General features: G+C 65.4%; 17 protein-coding genes. 4 read left to right on the top strand and 13 right to left on the bottom strand.

Annotation, left to right across the window (positions count from 1 at the left end):
* Positions 1–47 precede the first annotated feature (47 nt).
* A complete protein-coding gene (locus K7G82_RS23350) occupies positions 48–1,103 on the top strand; it encodes an amidohydrolase family protein (RefSeq protein ID WP_222992357.1) in 1,056 nt (351 codons plus the stop codon).
* A 33-nt stretch (positions 1,104–1,136) separates the two neighbouring features.
* Here K7G82_RS23350 and K7G82_RS23345 read toward each other — a convergent pair whose 3' ends face one another.
* From K7G82_RS23345 to K7G82_RS23325, 5 genes are all read right to left on the bottom strand, one after another.
* A complete protein-coding gene (locus K7G82_RS23345) occupies positions 1,137–1,868 on the bottom strand; it encodes a creatininase family protein (protein WP_222992356.1) in 732 nt (243 codons plus the stop codon).
* 13 nt (positions 1,869–1,881) lie between these two features.
* Positions 1,882–2,754: a DMT family transporter gene (locus K7G82_RS23340; RefSeq protein WP_222992355.1), complete on the bottom strand. Its 873-nt coding sequence runs from the start codon at positions 2,752–2,754 to the stop codon at positions 1,882–1,884.
* A 100-nt stretch (positions 2,755–2,854) separates the two neighbouring features.
* On the bottom strand, positions 2,855–3,010 hold the full coding sequence (locus K7G82_RS23335; protein ID WP_222992470.1) for a hypothetical protein: 156 nt from the start codon (positions 3,008–3,010) through the stop codon (positions 2,855–2,857).
* 152 nt (positions 3,011–3,162) lie between these two features.
* The gene (locus K7G82_RS23330) at positions 3,163–3,372 is read right to left on the bottom strand and encodes a hypothetical protein (RefSeq protein WP_222992354.1); all 210 of its coding nucleotides are present in this window, start codon (positions 3,370–3,372) and stop codon (positions 3,163–3,165) included.
* 186 nt (positions 3,373–3,558) lie between these two features.
* On the bottom strand, positions 3,559–4,200 hold the full coding sequence (locus tag K7G82_RS23325) for a dihydrofolate reductase family protein (protein ID WP_222992353.1): 642 nt from the start codon (positions 4,198–4,200) through the stop codon (positions 3,559–3,561).
* Between the two features lie 71 nt (positions 4,201–4,271).
* Between K7G82_RS23325 and K7G82_RS23320 the strand changes: the two genes are divergently transcribed.
* Positions 4,272–4,766: a winged helix-turn-helix transcriptional regulator gene (locus tag K7G82_RS23320; RefSeq protein WP_222992352.1), complete on the top strand. Its 495-nt coding sequence runs from the start codon at positions 4,272–4,274 to the stop codon at positions 4,764–4,766.
* Positions 4,767–4,868: 102 nt separating this feature from the next.
* On the opposite strand, the gene K7G82_RS23315 is transcribed toward K7G82_RS23320, so the two are convergent.
* The 6 genes from K7G82_RS23315 to K7G82_RS23290 form a co-directional block, all read right to left on the bottom strand.
* Entirely contained in the window at positions 4,869–5,780 is a 912-nt protein-coding gene (locus tag K7G82_RS23315) for a DUF2268 domain-containing putative Zn-dependent protease (RefSeq protein WP_222992351.1), read from the bottom strand.
* Between the two features lie 49 nt (positions 5,781–5,829).
* Complete coding sequence (locus K7G82_RS23310; protein WP_222992350.1) at positions 5,830–6,789, bottom strand: helix-turn-helix transcriptional regulator; 960 nt, start codon at positions 6,787–6,789, stop codon at positions 5,830–5,832.
* Positions 6,790–6,819: 30 nt separating this feature from the next.
* A complete protein-coding gene (locus K7G82_RS23305) occupies positions 6,820–7,506 on the bottom strand; it encodes a cysteine hydrolase family protein (protein ID WP_222992349.1) in 687 nt (228 codons plus the stop codon).
* An 11-nt stretch (positions 7,507–7,517) separates the two neighbouring features.
* The gene (locus tag K7G82_RS30095; RefSeq protein WP_222992348.1) at positions 7,518–8,303 is read right to left on the bottom strand and encodes a TonB-dependent receptor; all 786 of its coding nucleotides are present in this window, start codon (positions 8,301–8,303) and stop codon (positions 7,518–7,520) included.
* The gene (locus tag K7G82_RS23295; RefSeq protein WP_222992347.1) at positions 8,248–9,657 is read right to left on the bottom strand and encodes a TonB-dependent receptor; all 1,410 of its coding nucleotides are present in this window, start codon (positions 9,655–9,657) and stop codon (positions 8,248–8,250) included. The genes K7G82_RS30095 and K7G82_RS23295 overlap by 56 nt, the downstream gene beginning before the upstream one ends.
* Before the next feature lie 166 nt (positions 9,658–9,823).
* A complete protein-coding gene (locus K7G82_RS23290; RefSeq protein ID WP_222992346.1) occupies positions 9,824–10,993 on the bottom strand; it encodes an alpha/beta fold hydrolase in 1,170 nt (389 codons plus the stop codon).
* Positions 10,994–11,193: 200 nt separating this feature from the next.
* Between K7G82_RS23290 and K7G82_RS23285 the strand changes: the two genes are divergently transcribed.
* The gene (locus K7G82_RS23285) at positions 11,194–11,841 is read left to right on the top strand and encodes a TetR/AcrR family transcriptional regulator (RefSeq protein ID WP_222992345.1); all 648 of its coding nucleotides are present in this window, start codon (positions 11,194–11,196) and stop codon (positions 11,839–11,841) included.
* Here K7G82_RS23285 and K7G82_RS23280 read toward each other — a convergent pair.
* Both K7G82_RS23280 and K7G82_RS23275 read right to left on the bottom strand, forming a co-directional pair.
* Positions 11,733–12,944: an MFS transporter gene (locus tag K7G82_RS23280; protein WP_222992344.1), complete on the bottom strand. Its 1,212-nt coding sequence runs from the start codon at positions 12,942–12,944 to the stop codon at positions 11,733–11,735. The two genes, K7G82_RS23285 and K7G82_RS23280, sit on opposite strands and share 109 nt — an antisense overlap.
* Entirely contained in the window at positions 12,941–14,371 is a 1,431-nt protein-coding gene (locus K7G82_RS23275) for a M81 family metallopeptidase (protein WP_222992343.1), read from the bottom strand. The genes K7G82_RS23280 and K7G82_RS23275 overlap by 4 nt, the downstream gene beginning before the upstream one ends.
* 514 nt (positions 14,372–14,885) lie before the next feature.
* Here K7G82_RS23275 and K7G82_RS23270 point away from each other — a divergent pair.
* Positions 14,886–17,663 (top strand): TonB-dependent receptor plug domain-containing protein, encoded by a 2,778-nt coding sequence (locus K7G82_RS23270; RefSeq protein ID WP_222992342.1) that lies wholly within the window; start codon positions 14,886–14,888, stop codon positions 17,661–17,663.
* The last annotated feature ends 45 nt before the right edge of the window (positions 17,664–17,708 follow it).

The raw sequence follows: 17,708 nt of genomic DNA, 5'->3' as shown, positions 1-17,708 counted from the left end.
ACCCGGACGGCGAATGCCGGAACATGCGATAAAAGGGGAACAACCCGATGACGAAATCGACGCTACGATCCAGCCTGGCCGTCGGTGCGGCGCTTTTCGCGGCAGCCTGGTCGATGACGGCGCGGGCGGAGGACAAGCCGGCCGCGGCGCCGGTGGCGATCGGCGATTATCACATGCATATCCAGGGGCCGGCGGTCACCGCCGATCTCAGGCGGATGAAGGCGGCGAAGCCCGAGATCTTCGCCGGCATGTCCGACGATATGATGAACGAGCGCAGCGGCGCCGATGCGCTGGCGGTGCTCGACAAGGCCGGGGTGCGCCAGGGGACCTTGCTGTCCGTCGCCTATATGTTCGCGTCGCCGCTGATGCAGCCGGCGCCCGCCGACATGGCCGCGCTGACCCGCACGGAAAATGCCTATAATGTCGCCGCCGGCCTGGCCTCGAACGGCCGGCTCCAGGCGTTCATCTCGGTCAATCCGCTGGCGGCCAACGCGATGGACGAACTGAATTACTGGCGCGACCGGCCGGGCGTCAGCGGGCTGAAGCTGCATCTGGCCAATAGCGGTTTCAATCCGCGTGCCGACGCCGATATCGAGAAGCTCGCCGCCGTCTTCGCCTTTGCCGGGCGCAACGCGCTGCCGATCGCGATCCATGTCCGCAATGCCAAGGATTATACGGCCGACGACGCCCGCGCCTTTATCGATCGGGTGTTGCCGGGCATGGGCGATGTGCCTGTCCAGATCGCGCATGGCGGAAGCTGGGGCGAACTCGACCGGATCACCATCGACGCGCTGGCGCTTTATGGCGATGCGATCGCGAAACAGGCCAAGGGCACCAGGAACCTGCGGATCGAACTGGCCTTGCTCGTGGTGAACGACAAGACCGATCCGGTGCTCGCCGGCGACTATGTGAAGGAGATGCGGCGGATCGGCATGGACCGCTTCATCCTGGGATCCGATTGGCCGGCCATCTACACGCCCGACCAATATTATGCGCTGCTGCGCACCCAGTTGCCGCTGACGCCGGAGGAATGGGCGGTGATCTTCGGCAACGAAGCGCCCTATTTCACGCACCCGAGGGTGTCGCCCCGCAAGGCGCGGTGACGGCGGCGCATCGCACCGTCACCCGCGGTGCGATCACCAGCCGGCCAGAAGATCCTCCGCAAGGCCGCTGACCGCCGTGGCGACGAGTTCGCCGCCGGCTTCGGGCGTGGCGAGCAGGGGGTTGGATCCCATCCGTCCGTCCGGATGGCGCTGCCGGAAATCGGCGGCTTCGCGCACCGGGCCGCTCGATGCGATCTCCGGTTCGCAGGCGGCCTGCTTGATCTGATCGGGGTAGCGCCACTGGGTGATCGCGATTTCCGACGGCGTCGCATGGCTGCCATGGCCCTTGGGAAATTGCCGTTCGGCGAGCCTGGCGATGCCGGGCAGATCCCACCAGTTGCGCAGGCGCAGCGTGTAGCCGAGCGAGCGGCGGGCGAAGCTCGCCTCCGCATAGATTTCGGAAAAGGCGGCCTCGATCGTCGGCACGTTGCCGCCATGGCCGTTGAGGAAATAGAGGCGGGTGAAGCCATGCGCGGCAAGCGACCGCGCCCAGTCCGCGATCGCCGCCATGAAGGTGGAGGGGCGCAGCGAGATCGTGCCGGGAAAGGCCAGGTGATGCTGCGCCATACCGATATTGAAGGTGGGGGCGACCAGGATATCGCGATCGCGCTGCGCTTCATGCGCGATGATCTCCGGGCAGAGCCAGTCGGTGCCGAGCAGGCCGGTGGGGCCATGTTGTTCGTTCGATCCGATCGGGATCACCACCGTCTGCGAGCGTTCGAGAAAGGCGGCGATCTCGGGCCAGGTCGACATATGGAGCAGCATCGGAGATCCTTTTTCAGGCTTGGGGTAAAGGGGCGGGACGGCGCCCGGCGAGCGCGGCCAGCGCCGCGCCGGCGGCGACCAGCAGGCAGGCGATGGCCAGCCGCCCGCTTGCCGCGGCATGGCCGGTGAGCACGAGCAGGCAGGTGGAGAGCACGGGGGCGGCGAAGGCGAGGATGCCGAGCAGGCCGACCCGGCCATGCTTGGTGCCGAGATCCCATGCCAGGAAGGCGATGCCGAACGGCCCGATGCCGATGGCGAGGATGATCAGCGCCTGGGATGTGCCGGGCCAGGGCAGCGCCGCGCCGCCGAGCGCCAGCGCCGCGCCGCCGATCAGCGCGACCAGGCCGAATATGCCGATCAGCGCTTCGCTCGGGATCGCCGCATAGCGGACATTGCGGATGCTGTAGCGCGTCCAGACGATCGCGGCGGCAAGCGCCGCCGCATGGCCAGGTTCGGGCCGGGCGAAGCCGCCGGGCTGATAAAGCAGCAGCGCGACGCCGGCAAAGCCGATCAACGCGCCGGGCAAGGTGCGCAGGATCCGGCTGCGATCGGCGAACACCGCGATCAGCAGCGGCCAGAGATAATTGATCAGATTGGCCTCTGCCGCGGGCGCTGAACGCAGCCCCTGGAAATAGAGCAGGTGATAGCCGGCGAGCGACAGCCCCGCCTCGATCACGAAGGCACGCGGCAGCCGGCGGATATCGAGCAGCGCGGCGCGGCCGGTGGCGGCCAGCCACAACGCGCCGGCGAGGAAGGCGATGCCGAACGCCGCGGTCATCAATTGCAGCGGGCCATAGGCGGCGGCCCCCATGCTGAGCGTGGCGAGGCTCGCCCACAGCAGGATGGCGACGGCGCCGATGGCGGTGGCGGGTCCGGATCGGATCATGCCGCGTCGAAACCCGTCAACCGCCCCCGCCGTCAAGCGGAATCGACCGGAGGCGGGCCGGAACAACGCGGTCAGGAGCCGGCGACGGAGATCGGCCGCTTCAGCGGTCGTCGGTGAAGCGCTTCACCTTGTTGGGCAGGTCCTTGCCCTTGCTGCGCCGCGACGGCAGTTGCACGGGATGCTTCTTCTTCCATTCGGCCCAGGTCATCGGCCCGTCGGGCGTTTCGATGATCTGGTCGTCCAGCGAACTGCTCACATCAACCTCCGCCGCGGCGCGAGCAGGCTGCGCGAAACTTGAATCGCGCAACCTGCTCGCGCTGTTTGTGATCGCATCATATTTGCGGAAAACCGGTTCCCACCCCCGCCTTCGCGAGGGCAGGCTTTTTCCGCACGATGCTCCAGCGCTGCTTATTTGCTGGCGATCTGATCGGTTTCGACGCGATATTGCTCGCGGACGAAGGCGCGCGCGGCGGTCTGCGTCTTGAAGCCGTCCGCCAGCATCTCGCTCGAAACCAGCGGATAGCCCTGAGAATTATAGCGCGTCGTCCGGACGGTGACGCGAAACACGCCATCTTCATCCTTGGCAACAAGATAGGGGCGGACGGCGGTTCTCGACATGGAAAGCTCCCGGAACTGGATGATTTGCGACAATGTCATCGCGGTCGCAAATGGGAACCAGCGCTGCCCTGATGCGATCCGGCATGCCTGGGGCGTGCCTGTGCATCCCCAGTGGGCGCCTCCGTCGCTTTGGACAAGTGCAAGCATGTGCCTGCGACATGCACGCGGTGCATGCCGCACGATGCCCTATCGCGTGATCACGACATGGGTGGCGCGTTCGCCCGCCACGCTTTCGGCGACGCGATAGCCCAACGCCGGCAGGTCGAGCCCGGCGAACAGCGGTTCGCCACGGCCGAGCAGGACCGGCGCGATCGCCAGGTGCATCTCGTCGATCAGGCCGGCGCGCAGATATTGGCGGACAGTCTCGGCGCCGCCGCCGATCTTCACGTCCAGCGCGCCCGCCGCCTGGCGCGCGCGCTCCAGCGCCGCCTCGATCCCGTCGGTCACGAAGTGGAAGACGGTGCCGCCCTCCATCTCGATCGCGGCGCGGAGATGGTGCGTCAGGATGAAGGTGGGTGCGTGATAGGGCGGATTGTCTCCCCACCAGCCTTTCCACTGATCGTCGGGCCAGTCGCCGCGAACCGGGCCGAACATGTTGCGCCCCAGGATGAAGGCGCCGAACCCGGCCATGGATTGCCGCGCGAAGCGCTCGTCCACACCCTCTTCGCCGCCCTGTTCGCCGAACATCTCGCGGAAGGTGCGCGTGGCGAAGGCCCATTCGTGCAAGGATCGGCCGCCCTTGCCCAGCGGATCCTCCAGGCTCTGTTCGGGGCCCGCGCCGAACCCGTCGAGCGACAGCGCGAAACCGGCGACCTTGACCTTGCCCATGGCGATCTCCTGACCGATATTGATTTGCAATCAGTTGCGTCTGTCACAACCAGTTGTATATTGCAAGTAGTATGACGACCATCCGTTCCGGCTGCCCGATCAACCTGACCGTCGAACTGCTCGGCGATCGCTGGACGCTGGTGATCGTGCGCGACATCATGTTCGGCAATCGCCGGCATTTCCGCGAATTGCTGTCGCGTTCCGACGAGGGCATCGCATCGAACATCCTGTCGGACCGGCTGAAGAAACTGCTCGACAACGGCCTGCTGACGCGCGCCGACGATCCGACGCACCGGCAAAAGGCGGTCTACAGCCTCACCGAAAAGGCGATCGAACTGGTGCCGATGCTGGTCGCGCTGGGCGCATGGGGGCGGCGCCATCTGCCGGTGACGCCGCCGCTGGCGATCCGCCAGCAATTGCTGGAGGAAGGCGGCCCGGCCTTATGGGCGGCGTTCATGGACGAACTGCGCCACCTTCACCTCGGGACGCCGTTGCCGGAAGGTCATGAACCGGTGCTCGAACGGCTGACCGCCGAATTCCAGCGCGTGATGGCGGAGCAGGGCTGAGAGTTTGTTTTGAAATGCGCCGGTGCGGCTCTGGAAATGTGCTCTTCCGCACATTTTCAAACGGACTCTGAGGCCACCACCAGCGTCATTGAGATAACGCGTTCAATCCAGCTTCATGCCCGGCTTCCAGCCGCTTGCGGCGAGAAAGGCCCTGGGATCGGGCATCTCGATGATGGCCTTGAGCGCGGCGCGCTTGTCCTTCGCCTTGCGGTAATAGGCCTTGGAAATGCGGTAGCCGACCCAATAGCCGAGATCGCCGGGGCGCTCGGGGGTGCCACGGCCATTGTACAGCCAGTCCGATCCCAGCGCCTTTTTGTCGCTGTCCGCGAGGAAGGCGGTTTCCAGCTCCGCCTCGCGCCCCTTGGTCGCGGCGATCAGATGGCGATAGCTGACCGATCCCGAGATCAGTTCGCCGACGAATTCGGCGGCGCCTTCGGTCAATGCGGCGGTCAGCACGCTTTCGTCGGGATTCTCCACCTGTGCTGCGGGTTGCTGCACATGCGCATATTCATGCGCGATCACATAGACGAAGCGATCCTCCGGGTCGGGCTCCATGAAATCGAAGGCGCACAAGGTTTCCAGCCCGATCATCACGCCCGACGCATTGGCGGTGCCGCCGGTCTTGCCGCGCCCGACGGCGAGCGTAACCGGCGGATAGACGCCCTTGGGATAGAGTGCCGCGAGCTTCGCCAGCGCGGGCGCGAGCCGCGCCTTCACCCGGGGCAACACGGCGTTGCAGCGCCGTGCATCGTCGAACATCTTCGGGTTCGCCGCGATGGCCGCCGCCATGCGTTCGCCGGTGATGGTGCGCAGCCGGGCGAATTCGGCAAGACCCGCGCTGCCCTTGTCCAGATAGTCGCGCTGGAGCTGTTCGGCAGTCGGCTTGCCGCCGGCCGCATCGTAGAGCGCATAGAAGCGCGTCACATCGTCTGTCAGGATCGCCGGACCCTCGCCGGCCGGCGGCGCGGCGGCGGCGAGCAGGGCCAATGGGGCCAGGCGAAAAAGCCGTTTCATGTCATCTCCCGGAAAACGGGGGCACGGTTGTGCGCTATGCGCGCGGCCGTCAAGCCGCCAGGCTGCGCAGGAACAGATCGAACAATTGCGCCTGCGAATGGACGTCGAGCTTGGCGTAGATATGGCGCTTGTGATTGGCGACGGTGCCGGCGTCGATGCCGAGCACGCGCGCCATCGACTTGGTCGAATGGCCCTTGAGCATCAGCTCCACGGTATCGACCTCGCGCGGGGTGAGCGCGCCCGGCTGCATCGCGCGCACCTTTTCGCGCAGGTCGAAGGCGGGGGCGGGCGCAAGGCGTTCGGGCTCTCCCTGATCGGCCCAGGCGATATGCGCGGCCACGAAGCGCAGCACGAAAGGGGCAACGGCGTGCAGCCGCGCCATCTCGGCGGCCGAAAAAAGGGCGCCGCCCTCCCGCTCGATGAAGATATGGACGGTGCGCGCGGCGTCTGGCTGGACGATGTAGCGCAACTCGTCCGACACATCGGTGAATTTGTAGAAGCGGCGATGATATTCGGACTGGGGAAAGGCCTCCGGCATGATGTCACGCATCCGGAACAGGCCCGATGCGCCCTCCAGCGTCAGCCGGTGAAAGGGGTCGAGCGCGTAGAGCCCGTGGATATAGCCGGCCATGCTGTCCTGCATGCGCGGCATGCCGCGATTGCTGTGGATCAGAGCGGGCGACGCATCGGCGCGGAAGACATAGACGATGAAATTCTGGAAGGCGCAGATCGCGCCCAGCTCCGCGCACAGTGCGCCGAAGCCGTCGGGCGTGGCGATCGCGTCGATCAGCCGCGCGCCCGCTTCGGCCGCGGCGGCGAGCCCCGTTTCGTTTCGGTCCTGCTCCATCCTCGTCCCCGCATCGGCGAACGGCATGTCCATGACATGGTCCGCCCGATGAACAGAGCGCGGCGTCGCGGCCGATGCAAGCCCGGCATCACGCCGGCATTGCGGCCGGACAAGGCGATGGAGAGAAGAGGGGGAGGGGGCTTCGATGGCTGTGTGGGTCATTCGCTGCTGCTCCGCGCAAGCGTTTCGGCGTTATCCCGCGCGCGCCGATCCGAGCCCCGCGATCACCGCATCGGCGGTCGCGATCGTGCCGAAGATGCCGTCCTCCACGGTGATCATGTGGATCGCAGCCTCGTGCGCATAGGCGTCGCCGCTCGCGCAGCAATCGATGACGGTCAGGCACTGATATTTGCGGTCGACCGCTTCGCGCAACGTGGTGTGGACGCAGACATCGGTGGTGATGCCGCTGAACAGCAGATGGGTGATGCCCTGGGCATGCAGCACCATGTCGAGATCGGTCTGGCAGAAGGCGCCGTTGGCGGTCTTGTCGACGATGATGTCGCCCGGGGCAGGGCGCAGTTCGTCGACGATATCGAAGCCCGGTGTGCCGCGCAGCAAGGCGGCGGCATCGCCGCCGTCGTCGAAGACGATGCCCGCACGCGCCGCGCGCCAAAGATCATAGGGGGATGCGTCCGCCAGGTCGGCGCGATTGCCCTGCCGCGTCCAGACGATGCGGCAGCCCGCCGCCCGCGCGGCGTCGACCAGCCGGGCAAGCATGGGAACGATCGCGCGCATCGGCGCCGGATCATAGCCCCTGCGCGCGAAATAGCCGTCCGGCGCCAGATAATTGTTCTGCATGTCGATGACGAGCAGCGCCGTCCGCTCGGGATCGAGCCGCCCGTCATAGGGATAGTCGAAGGGTTTCGCCGCGATCACCATGCCTGTCATCCTCAGAAGCTGAAACCCAGCCGTGCTTCCACCGTCCGCGGCGCGCCGTAGAATTCGGTGTCGGCAAAGCCGGCGTAATAGAAGCGCTGCGTCTTGTAGAGGCGGTTCGTCAGGTTGCGGCCGATCAGCGCGACATGCATCCGTCCGCCCGGCAGATCATAGCGCAGATTGGCGTTGAGCAGCGCATAGCCTGACTGGCGCTCGCGTTCGAAATCGGTGAATTGCGGGAAGTTGACCGAGGACTGGTAGCTGACCTCTCCGCGCGCGGTGAGCGATCCGCCGGTGCCCAGATCCAGCCGGTACTGCGCGCCCGTCGTGAAGCTGACCCTGGGACTGAGCGGCATCGGCAGGCCGACGACCCTCTCTTCGGTGACCGGCGAGATGAACTCCTTGAGCCTGGTCTTGAGCCAGGCTCCGTTGAAATCGACCGACAGCCCTTCGGCGGGCCGCACCATCGCCGAGAGTTCCAGCCCGAGGATCGATGCACTGGCGGCGTTGGTGATGCGCGTGAAAATGCCTTCGGGGGTGAACAAGGTCGTGCGGAGCTGAAGGTCGGTATAATCGTAATAGAAGGCGGCGATGCCGAATTCGGCGCGGCCGTCGGCGGTGCGGTTCTTGCTGCCGATCTCGTAGGCCCAGATCCGCTCGGGGCGGAAGACGGTGGCGGTCGTCTCCAGATTGGCGCCGCCGCTCTTGAAACCGCGCGTCGCGCTCGCATAGAGCTTGCCGCCGTCATAGGGCCGGTATTCGACGAGCAATTTGGGGGTGAACGCGTCGCTTTTGGCCACCGCTTCCAGCGCGATCGGGATCGGGCAGGAACAGCGGTGCGGCGAAGACGCCTTCGCTCACCTGCCGCTCGCGCGTGTAGCGCGCGCCCGCCAGCAGCGACAAGCGGGGGGAAAGCGGCACCGAGACCTCGCCGAACAGTGCCCGGCTCTTGCTTACGCGATGTTGCGAGACGTCGGTGTACACATAGGGATCGATCACGGGATAATCGGAATCGATCTCGGTGCCGAAACCGCCGAACGTCTCGCGCGCATAATAGGCGCCCGCCGTCCAGGAGGTCGCACCGGGGCCGCCGCCGGAAATCTGGAATTCCTGCGAGAAGAAATCGGAGTCCACTTCGGAGACCACATAGGCGATCAGCCCGCCCGCGCCGTCGACATCGCTGCGCTCGCGCGTGGAATAGTCGATATAACCGGTGACCGATTTGATCGTGATGCCGCCAAGGTCGAGCGTGAGCGTGCCCGAGAGCAGCAGCGCCTTCTGGTCGAATTCCGGCGGCACGTCGAAATTGACGCGGCGCGGATTTTCACGCTGCGGCGCGATGCTGGCATAGACCGGGGAGTCGGGATTGTTGCTACCGCCGAAACCCGTCGTGCCTTTATCGCGGGCATATTGCGCGGTGAAATCGGCGGTCAGCGTTTCGGTCAGCGCATAATGGCCACGCAATCGCAGTCCGGCATAATGGCGATCGTCGATCTCGCCGCCCGCGGCATTGATAGCCTTTGTATAGCCGTCGTCATTGGCATAGGCGCCCGAGAGGCGCAGGCCGCCGTGCTCGCCAAGCGGCACCGTGACGCCCGCCTGCGCGGTCATCAGGTCGCGGCTGCCATAGCCTATATAACCGTCGGCCGCGAAACTCTCGCCAGGTGCGCGCGAGACGATATTGATTGCACCCCCCGTGGCGTTGCGGCCATAGAGCGTGCCTTCCGGCCCCTTCAGCACTTCGACGCGATCGACGTCGAACATTTCGGCGATGGCGAGACGGGTATTGGGCACGTAGATGCCGTCGAGATGGACCGCGACCGACGGACCGCCCGCTGCGATATTGGTGCCGACACCGCGCAGCGAGATGCGCGTCGAACCGCCGCCCACCGCAACCTTCAACCCCGGCGTCTGATATTGCAGGTCCGCGATCGTCGCGACGCCGCTGGACTGGAGCGTCTCTCCCGAAAACACGTTGAGCGAGGCGGGCACGTCGATCGCGCGTTCGCTGCGCTTGCGCGCGGTGACGACGATCTCCCCGCCCAGCGGATCCTCCGCCTGCGCGGCCTCCGCCGTCTGGGCGGCGGCGGCGGCGGGAATCAGCGCCGCGAGCGCGACGGCGGCAAGCGACGTGATGGGGGCGTGCGCGTTCATTCTCGTTTCTCCCTGCAATGCCTCGCAAATTCCCGCTGCGATGCCGCGGCCTTCGGGCCGTCTGGCGTGTCGGGATTTACGGGGGCGGGAGACGCGCTGGCTATATCCTAGATATGACGGGTGCCCCCGAGCCGGTTGCGCGAAGCCCGGCTTTTCCTGAGTTCCGCTACCGGCCGGTCCCTTGTCGCGCCGGTGCCGGGACCGGAGCCGTCGCGAGCGGCAGCACCTCATCCGTCAATATCTTGAGCAGTCGTGCGGGCTCCTCGAGGAACATGACGTGCGCCGAATGCTGCAGGATGTTCATCGCCTTATAGGGGGCGTCGATCTCCCGCTCCAGTTCGGCGGTCTTGCCGACGGGTGTCGTCAGGTCATGGCGCCCCGAAACGAAGATCATCGGCACGTCGAAGCGCCTGCCCAGATCCTTGCGGAAATCCCAGGCGGCGACCGAACGGACCAGCGGCAGCCTGGTCTTCCGTGAATCGTCGCGAAACAGCGTCGATGCGAATTCCCGGAGCGAAAGGCTGGGTGACAGCAGCGGCCAGCTCAACGTGCGCCGTGCGAGATCCTCGCCGCTTCTGGCATTGTACCAGAAATAGCCCTTGGGTGCGGCCTCCGCCTGGATGGTGCCGCTCCATTCGCCAAAGGCCTCGACATTGGAAGCGGGCGGGCCGGGGGGGATGCGCGTCAGCCGCGCGGCGAAATCCTTGTCGCCGGAGGCGCGTGCGATCGCTAGCATCGCATCCTTGCTGTCCTGGAAAAGCGTCGGCCAATTGGTCACCTGCCCGAGCCCGACATAGGCGTGCAGCAGATCGGGGCGCGCGCGTGCGACGCTGGCGCCGATGATCGTTCCAAAGGAATGGCCGACAAGGATGACCTTGTCCTGGCGATAGCGCTTGCGCAGCACTTCGATGAGTTCGATCGCATCGGCGACCAACTGGTCCTTGGTGACGGGCCCCATCCTGTCGAGATCGACGGCCGATCGCCCGAAGCCGCGCTGATCCCATTGGACGACGGTGAAATAATCCTCCCACGGCTTCTGAAAGGCATAGGAAAAATCGCTCACCGCGCTCCCCGGGCCGCCGTGCACGTAAAGCAGCAACGGCTGGCCCTTCGACATGGCGCGCGCCGTGATCCACTGGCGGACGCCACCGATCGTCACATAACCTTGATCGGCAACGCCATCGGCGCGGTAGATTTCGGATATGCCGGCGTTGATCCTCTGTATCTGCGATCGCGTCCACAATGCACCGACAAGCCACATGGCGAAGAGTAGCAGCGCTATCGCCGATATGAGCAGGGCGTATCGGCATATCCGTTTTGCGAGGGCTTTCGTCACGAAGCTGTTCCTTCTTTTCTGGGGGCTGGGCCGCTCTGCCGGGCCACGGCGTCACGATCGCGCCGAGCATATTTACGCTACATTAAAGTAGCGTAATGTCAAATATCGCTCCACCGGAGTGGCGAAATTGTCAGTGCCAGGCTAAGACTGCGCTGAACTGAAACGAAAATTTCGATCCCGCACGACGGGACGCGAGGAAGATGGACGCCGAACTCAAGCCAAGGGGCAGGCCGAAGGATGCCGCGGTCGAGAAGCGCATGCTGGATGCGGCGATCGACCTGTTGATCGAGGTCGGTTTCAGCGGCCTGACCGTCGACAAGATCACCGCGCATGCGGGCATTCCGCGATCCACCTTTTATCGGCGCTGGCAAACGGTCAACGAAGTCGTGATCGCGGCGATCAGGGACGTCTATGCCGATACTTATCCCACGCCGCCCGATACGGGCCATGTCATCACCGATCTGCGGCAAATGGTCCGAGCGATGGCGAAGCTCGTCGCGGACCGCCGGCTTGGCCGCGTCTTCCGTTTCCTCATCGCCGAGATGGCGGTCGACGCGGATCTGCGCGAGGCGACGATGGAGATCGTCCGCCAGCGCCGCACGATCGCCACGGCGGTGCTTCAGCGCGGCATCGACAAGGGCGAACTGCGCCCGGACATCAACGTCCCGATGCTGATCGAGGTGATCTCCGGCGCGATGTTCTTCCACCAGTTCTTCGGCGAGACCGAGATCGACGAGACCTATGTCGACAATGTCGCGACATTGGTGCTTGAAGGCGCCCTCAACAGCGCCAGCAGCAGCGCTGAAAGCAGCAGCGCGACGGCGGCGAGCACGACCAGCGCGGGATAGCCGATCGCCTGGGCGAGAAGCGCGGCGCTGACCGGCCCGATCGCGGCGCCGAGCATGAAAGCGGCCGCCTGCATCGCATAGATGCGGGAAAAATATGCCAGGCCGAAGAGGCGGCTGACCAGATAGGATGCGACGTCGCTTTCGGCCCCCATGCACAGGCCGAAGGCGAGGGAGGCGCCGATCAGGGCCGCGCGCTGATCGGGAAGGCTGGCCAGCATGAGTAGCCCGGCGGCGCCGATCACGCCGAATATCGCGCCGATCGCGTTTGCCGGATATCGATCCATCAACCAGCCCCCCAGCAGCCGGCCGCCGATCGTCGCGGCCCCGATGCCGAGTTGAAAGCCCGAGGCGCTGAGCACATCGATTTCCAGCCGATCCCAGATCTGGGCGAGTTGAGCGATCACGCCCGCCAGCGCCAGGCCGAACAGCAGGAACGCGGCGGCCATGATGAGGAAGGCGGGCGTTCGTGCGGCCTCGCCCAGCGAATGGCCGTTTCCTTCGGGTGCGATCGCGCCTGGTTTTCGCCGCATATCGCCGGCCGCCAGCGCACCGATCAGCGCCGCCGTCAGCGCGATGACGGCGAGCAGCCGCATCGCACTGCGCCAGCCTTGTGCCGCAACGGCCGGTTCGACGATGTGCGGCAACACCATGGCCGCCACGCCGACGCCGGACAGCGCGATGCCCAGCGCCATGCCGCGGTTATGCTCGAACCGTTCGACGATCGGCCTGATATAGGTGACGGGCGATGCGCCGGCGCCCAAGACCGCCGCGAGCGCAAAGGCCAGATAGAGGCCGAGGTGGCCGGGCGGGAGTGTCGATATCCACCAGAGGCAGCCGGCATAGAGCAGCGCCGAGGCGACGATCGTCGCGCGGGCGCCGATCCGGTCGGCGATCATGCCGGCGGCCGGCAGCGCAAAGATCAGCAACCCCATATGCAGGCTGATCGCGCCGGAGATTTCGGCCGGCGTCATCCGCAGATCGCGCGCCATCGGCAGGGCGAGATAGCTGAAGACGGTGATGAGCAGGACGGTGACGCCGCACGAGATGCCGATGGCGCTGCATAGTGGGATCAACGGCCTGGGCACGCGAAGCGCGACCGTCATGCCGCGCTCTCCAGCCGGGGCCAATGCGTTCTTGGGACATGGCGGTAGGGCAGGCGTTCGAAGCGCAGCGACAGCGCGCCCGGCGTGTCGACATAAAGCACATGATCGGCCAGCGCATCGAAGCCGGCGCGGAAATGCTGGGTGCTTTTCACCGCGATGATCTTCATCTCCTCTGGCGCGATACCCACGGCTCGGAAGATGGCGGGGGAAAAGACCTGGCTGCGCAGCGTCGACATCACGACCGTGAGCGTGTCGATGCGGATCGCCGCGACATCGCCGAAATCGATGGTCACGTCGCCATAGCCTGGCGCGGTTTCGCGATGATCGCGCGCCAAGCCGACCACTTCGCCGACGATGTCGACGGGATCGCCCGACGAGGCGCCGACCTTGCCGCCGATCCTGAGCGCGATCCGGTTGCCGAGGCCGGCCTTGAACGCCAGGCCGACGCTCACGGGATCCCAGATCGCGCCGATCAGGCTCGGCGGCCCGGGCTGCTGGAGCAGGGATTTGAGCAGGAAGGTGGAGTCGCCGGGGGCGCCGCCGCCAGCATTGTCCGCGATATCGGCCATCACGACGATGCCGTCGAGTTCGCGCGCGATCGAAATCGCCCGGGCGGCATCCAGCGGCTTCGGTCCGCACTTGCCGCGCAGGGCGATCATGCGGCTGCCGATATCCGCCGCCAGCGCCCGGCCGCGTTCGATGTCGGACCGGACATAGACGAGGATCTTGGTGCCCAGATCGGCGCTGTCTCCCCAGGGGAAACCATGGATGATCGATATGGAGAGGATCTCCGGATCATCCTCCATCTGCTCGAGTTCCGCCAGCAGATCGCGCATCGGCGCGGCGGCGGTGTAGTAGATGTCGATCTGTGCGCAATCGAAGACGCAGGGCAGCATCGCGATCCCTAGGCACAGGCGCCGGACGCAGAGATCGAACAGCTTCGCCGTTGCATCGGCAATGTCGGTATGCGGATATTCGCGATAGGCGATCAGCACATCGGCATGCCCCAGCATGGCGGGGGTCAGATGGCTGTGCGGATCGAGCACCGCGCCGATGAAGACGCCGGGGCCGACAAGCGCGCGCACGCGACGCAGGATATCGCCTTCGCAATCCGATACCGTCTCAGCCGCCATGGCGCCATGCAGATTGAGGATGATGCCGGAAAACGGGCCGAGTGCCGCAATGTCGTCGATCAGCGCGCGCGTCAGCGCTTCATAGGCGGCGGCGATCACCGGGCCGGCGGGCTGTGCGATCAGGTTAAGGCCCCTGGTCACGGTGCCGCCGACGGCATGAACGGCCTCGAAGACCAGATCCGTATCGGGCCTGTCTGTTGTCAGCAGCCCAGAATCGACGAAATCTTCGACCCCGCACGGGATCGGGGAAAAGGCGTTCGTCTCGGTCGACAGGCCACCATAATAGATCTTCAAATCGCTCTCCCTTGCCGCGCCGGGCGGCGTTCCACCAAGGCGCGCACCGCGCTTCATCGCCGATCGGCAACGCTGCTATCATTACGCAACAAAAATGTATTGTAAATGGCGCGGGCGGTTGTAAACACGGATCAGGTCAGCCCGGCGGAAGATTCGGCGACCTCGGGCAAGGTTTAATTTCATCCTGGAGAGGATCGATGAATCCCTATGTCGGGGAAGGGGAGGCAATATGCTCGCCTTTGCAGAAGATTGTGCGCGAGATGATGTTTCCGATCGCGATATGCGATCGGAACAGGGTGTCGTCATTTTCGCGGTCTTCTCGAAAGCTATCCTGGAAAAAGCATGAGCAGGCCATGATCCGAAATCAACTTCGGCATCTGCTCAAATAAATTCGCACATCATTGTCGCGCCAGCCGGTGATGGCTGGAGAGTCTTGCGCGCGCCCGTGTTCCGCCACGACCGACGGCCGCGCCGCGCATCAGCATGATCACATCGGAAAACAGGGGAGAGGTTCATGAAAACCAGATCGATGACCCGTATGCGCCGTGGAGGACGAGCCGCCTGGGCCGGTGCGCTGCCGCTTGCCTTCGCTCTTCTGGCCGGCCCGGCCATGGCGCAATCCACCGACGAGACCGCGCGGGCGCGAAGCGGCGAGGAGACGGGCGAAGAGATCGTCGTGACCGCGTCGCGCATCAGGCGGGACGGTTTCGTCGCGCCGACCCCCACCACCGTGGTCGGCCCCGCCGAACTGGCGCAGGGCGGGCGGACCAATATCGCCAATGTGCTGGGGGACATACCGCAATTCCGATCGACCGACTCTCCCACGACGACGACCACCACCACCAATACCGGCTCCGCCACCGCCGATCTACGCGGTCTCGGGTCTGTCCGGACGCTGGTGCTGATCAACGGCCGCAGGCCGATATCGAGCGGCAGCGGCGGCACGGTCGACCTGAACGACGTGCCGTTTTCGCTCGTCGAACGCGTCGAGGTGGTGACCGGGGGCGCGTCCGCCGCCTGGGGTTCGGGCGCGGTGGCCGGCGTCGTCAACATCATCCTCGACGATCGCCGCAAGGGGCTCGACCTGAGCGCCCAATATGGCGTGTCGTCACGCGGAGACGGTGACGAATACAAGCTCGGCGGCTCCTTCGGCACCGATTTCGCGGATGGACGCGGCCATCTGAGCGTTGCCGCCGACTATGTCGAGACCAGCGCGATCCGGCCCAAGACCAGCCGGGGCAGGGTGGGGCGCTGGGCGTTGATCCGCGATCCCGATGCGACCGAGGAGAATGGGCGGCCGCTGTTCGTGACCGTGCCCAATGTGGGCTTCTCGATCCTGAGCCGTGGCGGGCTGATCCTTTCGGGGCCGCTCGCGGGCCAGCAGTTCCTGCGCGGCGGCGCGCTGGCGCCGTTCGATTATGGCGCGATCGTTTCGGGCGCCTATACGACGAGCGACGACGCGCCGTCGTTCGACGACGGTTCGGCGCTGTCCGCGCCGGTCCGCAGGATAACCGCCTATGGCCGGGCCACCTATGCGCTTGGCGACGACATCCGCCTTTCCTTCGATGCGTCGCACGCCGATGTCAGGAGCGTTTCCGACACGCGGCCGGATTCCAACTTCGCCGATCTGTTCATCCGTGGCGACAATGCCTTCCTGCCGGCCGCGGTGCGCGCGGCGATCGTCGCACCGGGCCAGGATCCGGCGGAGGCGGGCTTCATCATGGGCCGATACAATGCCGATTTCGGACTGGTACGCGCGGATACGCGGCGCCGATCGACGCAGGGCACGATCGGTCTCGACGGCAGCCTTGGCGATGGCTGGAAATGGGACGCCTACTACACCTATGGCGTGACGCGATCGATCGTGCAGCTTCAGAAGCTGCGGATCGCGTCCAATTTTCTGGAGTCGGTGGATTCGGTGATCCATCCGGTGACGGGGCGGCCGATCTGCCGTTCGGCGCTGACCGTGCCCACCACCGCGTGCGTGCCCATCGACCTGTTCGGCGAAGGGGCACCGTCGGCCGAAGCCCTGCGTTATATCCAGGGCGATCTGTTCGCCAACACCAGGGGGCAACTCCATGTCGCGGCGGCGAGCATCCGGGGCGAACCGTTCTCGCTCTGGGCGGGACCGGTTTCGGTCGCTGCCGGCGCCGAATGGCGACGGGAATCGGCGCGGCTGACCATCGATCCGCTGTCGGCCGGGCTGCGCTTCGCTTCGATCAACGCCTCGGGGCTTTCGGGCGGAGTTTCGGTTCGCGAAGGGTTTTTCGAGACGGTCGTCCCGCTCGTCAAGGACGTGCCCCTGTTCAAGGCGCTGGAGCTCAACGGCGCGGTCCGTTTCAGCGACTATTCCACCAGCGGCGGCATCTTTTCGTGGAAAATCGGCCTCACCAATCAGGTGACCGACGACCTTCGCCTGCGCGCGACCCGGTCACGCGATATTCGCTCGCCTAACGTCTCCGAACTCTTCTCGGCACGCGATACGCTGCATACCAGCATATTCGATCCGGTGAAGGACACGCAGGTCCAGATCGTCCAGTTCACCGGCGGCAACCGCGACCTGAAGCCCGAAACCGCGAACACATTGACGCTCGGCGCTATCTATTCGCCGAAATGGGCGCCGGGGCTGAATCTGTCGGCCGACTATTATTCGATCGACATCAGCGGCGCGATCAAGGCGATCTCGGCGCAGGATATCGTCAATCGCTGCGTGGGCGGAAATGCTGATCTGTGCGGACTGATCGCGCGTGACGGGGCGGGTAACATCGTTTCGACCAATGCCGCGCTCATCAATCTCGCCCGTTTCGAGGCGCGCGGGATCGATTTCGAGCTGTCCTACGAGACCGACCTCACGGCTCTGTCGTCCACGCTCCCCGGGCGCATCCAGTTCCGGCTGATCGCCAATCATGTCGACAAATATATCAATGACGACGGCGTTTCGCGGATCGATGCGCTGGGCGATCTCGGATCCGAAGTGCTGGCGGTGCCGCGCTGGCGCGGCGTGGCGAGCGCCACCTACAGCGATCGCGACCTGACGGTGAATCTGCGCGCGCGCTATGTCGGCAAAGGCGCGATCGACAAAAACCTCTCGATCGCGAACAACCATATCGATGCCCGGACCTATGTCGATCTCGGCTTCGAATATCGGATCCTTTCGGATGCCAAACGTCGCCTGAGCTGGTTCGGCAACGTCAACAACCTGTTCGACCGCGCGCCGCCGCTGAACCCCAATCCGGTGCATTACGACATTGTCGGCCGCTATTTCACGACCGGCATTCGCGCGTCGTTCTGAAACGACCCCGGCCCATCGCGGCGATGCCGGTTGCCGGCGTCGCCG

This window comes from Sphingomonas colocasiae (genome assembly GCF_019880585.1).
Lineage (GTDB): Bacteria > Pseudomonadota > Alphaproteobacteria > Sphingomonadales > Sphingomonadaceae > Sphingobium_A > Sphingobium_A colocasiae.
This window is presented reverse-complemented; position numbering and strand designations above follow the sequence as displayed.

Coding starts and splice junctions, on each gene's coding strand:
- K7G82_RS23325 (WP_222992353.1), bottom strand. CDS start 4,200: ATGGGCAAGGTCAAGGTCGCCGGTTTCGCGCTGTCGCTCGACGGGTTC.
- K7G82_RS23280 (WP_222992344.1), bottom strand. CDS start 12,944: ATGACGGTCGCGCTTCGCGTGCCCAGGCCGTTGATCCCACTATGCAGC.
- K7G82_RS23320 (WP_222992352.1), top strand. CDS start 4,272: ATGACGACCATCCGTTCCGGCTGCCCGATCAACCTGACCGTCGAACTG.
- K7G82_RS23310 (WP_222992350.1), bottom strand. CDS start 6,789: ATGACCCACACAGCCATCGAAGCCCCCTCCCCCTCTTCTCTCCATCGC.
- K7G82_RS23270 (WP_222992342.1), top strand. CDS start 14,886: ATGAAAACCAGATCGATGACCCGTATGCGCCGTGGAGGACGAGCCGCC.
- K7G82_RS23330 (WP_222992354.1), bottom strand. CDS start 3,372: ATGTCGAGAACCGCCGTCCGCCCCTATCTTGTTGCCAAGGATGAAGAT.
- K7G82_RS23350 (WP_222992357.1), top strand. CDS start 48: ATGACGAAATCGACGCTACGATCCAGCCTGGCCGTCGGTGCGGCGCTT.
- K7G82_RS23305 (WP_222992349.1), bottom strand. CDS start 7,506: ATGGTGATCGCGGCGAAACCCTTCGACTATCCCTATGACGGGCGGCTC.
- K7G82_RS23285 (WP_222992345.1), top strand. CDS start 11,194: ATGGACGCCGAACTCAAGCCAAGGGGCAGGCCGAAGGATGCCGCGGTC.
- K7G82_RS23295 (WP_222992347.1), bottom strand. CDS start 9,657: ATGAACGCGCACGCCCCCATCACGTCGCTTGCCGCCGTCGCGCTCGCG.
- K7G82_RS23345 (WP_222992356.1), bottom strand. CDS start 1,868: ATGCTGCTCCATATGTCGACCTGGCCCGAGATCGCCGCCTTTCTCGAA.
- K7G82_RS23315 (WP_222992351.1), bottom strand. CDS start 5,780: ATGAAACGGCTTTTTCGCCTGGCCCCATTGGCCCTGCTCGCCGCCGCC.
- K7G82_RS23340 (WP_222992355.1), bottom strand. CDS start 2,754: ATGATCCGATCCGGACCCGCCACCGCCATCGGCGCCGTCGCCATCCTG.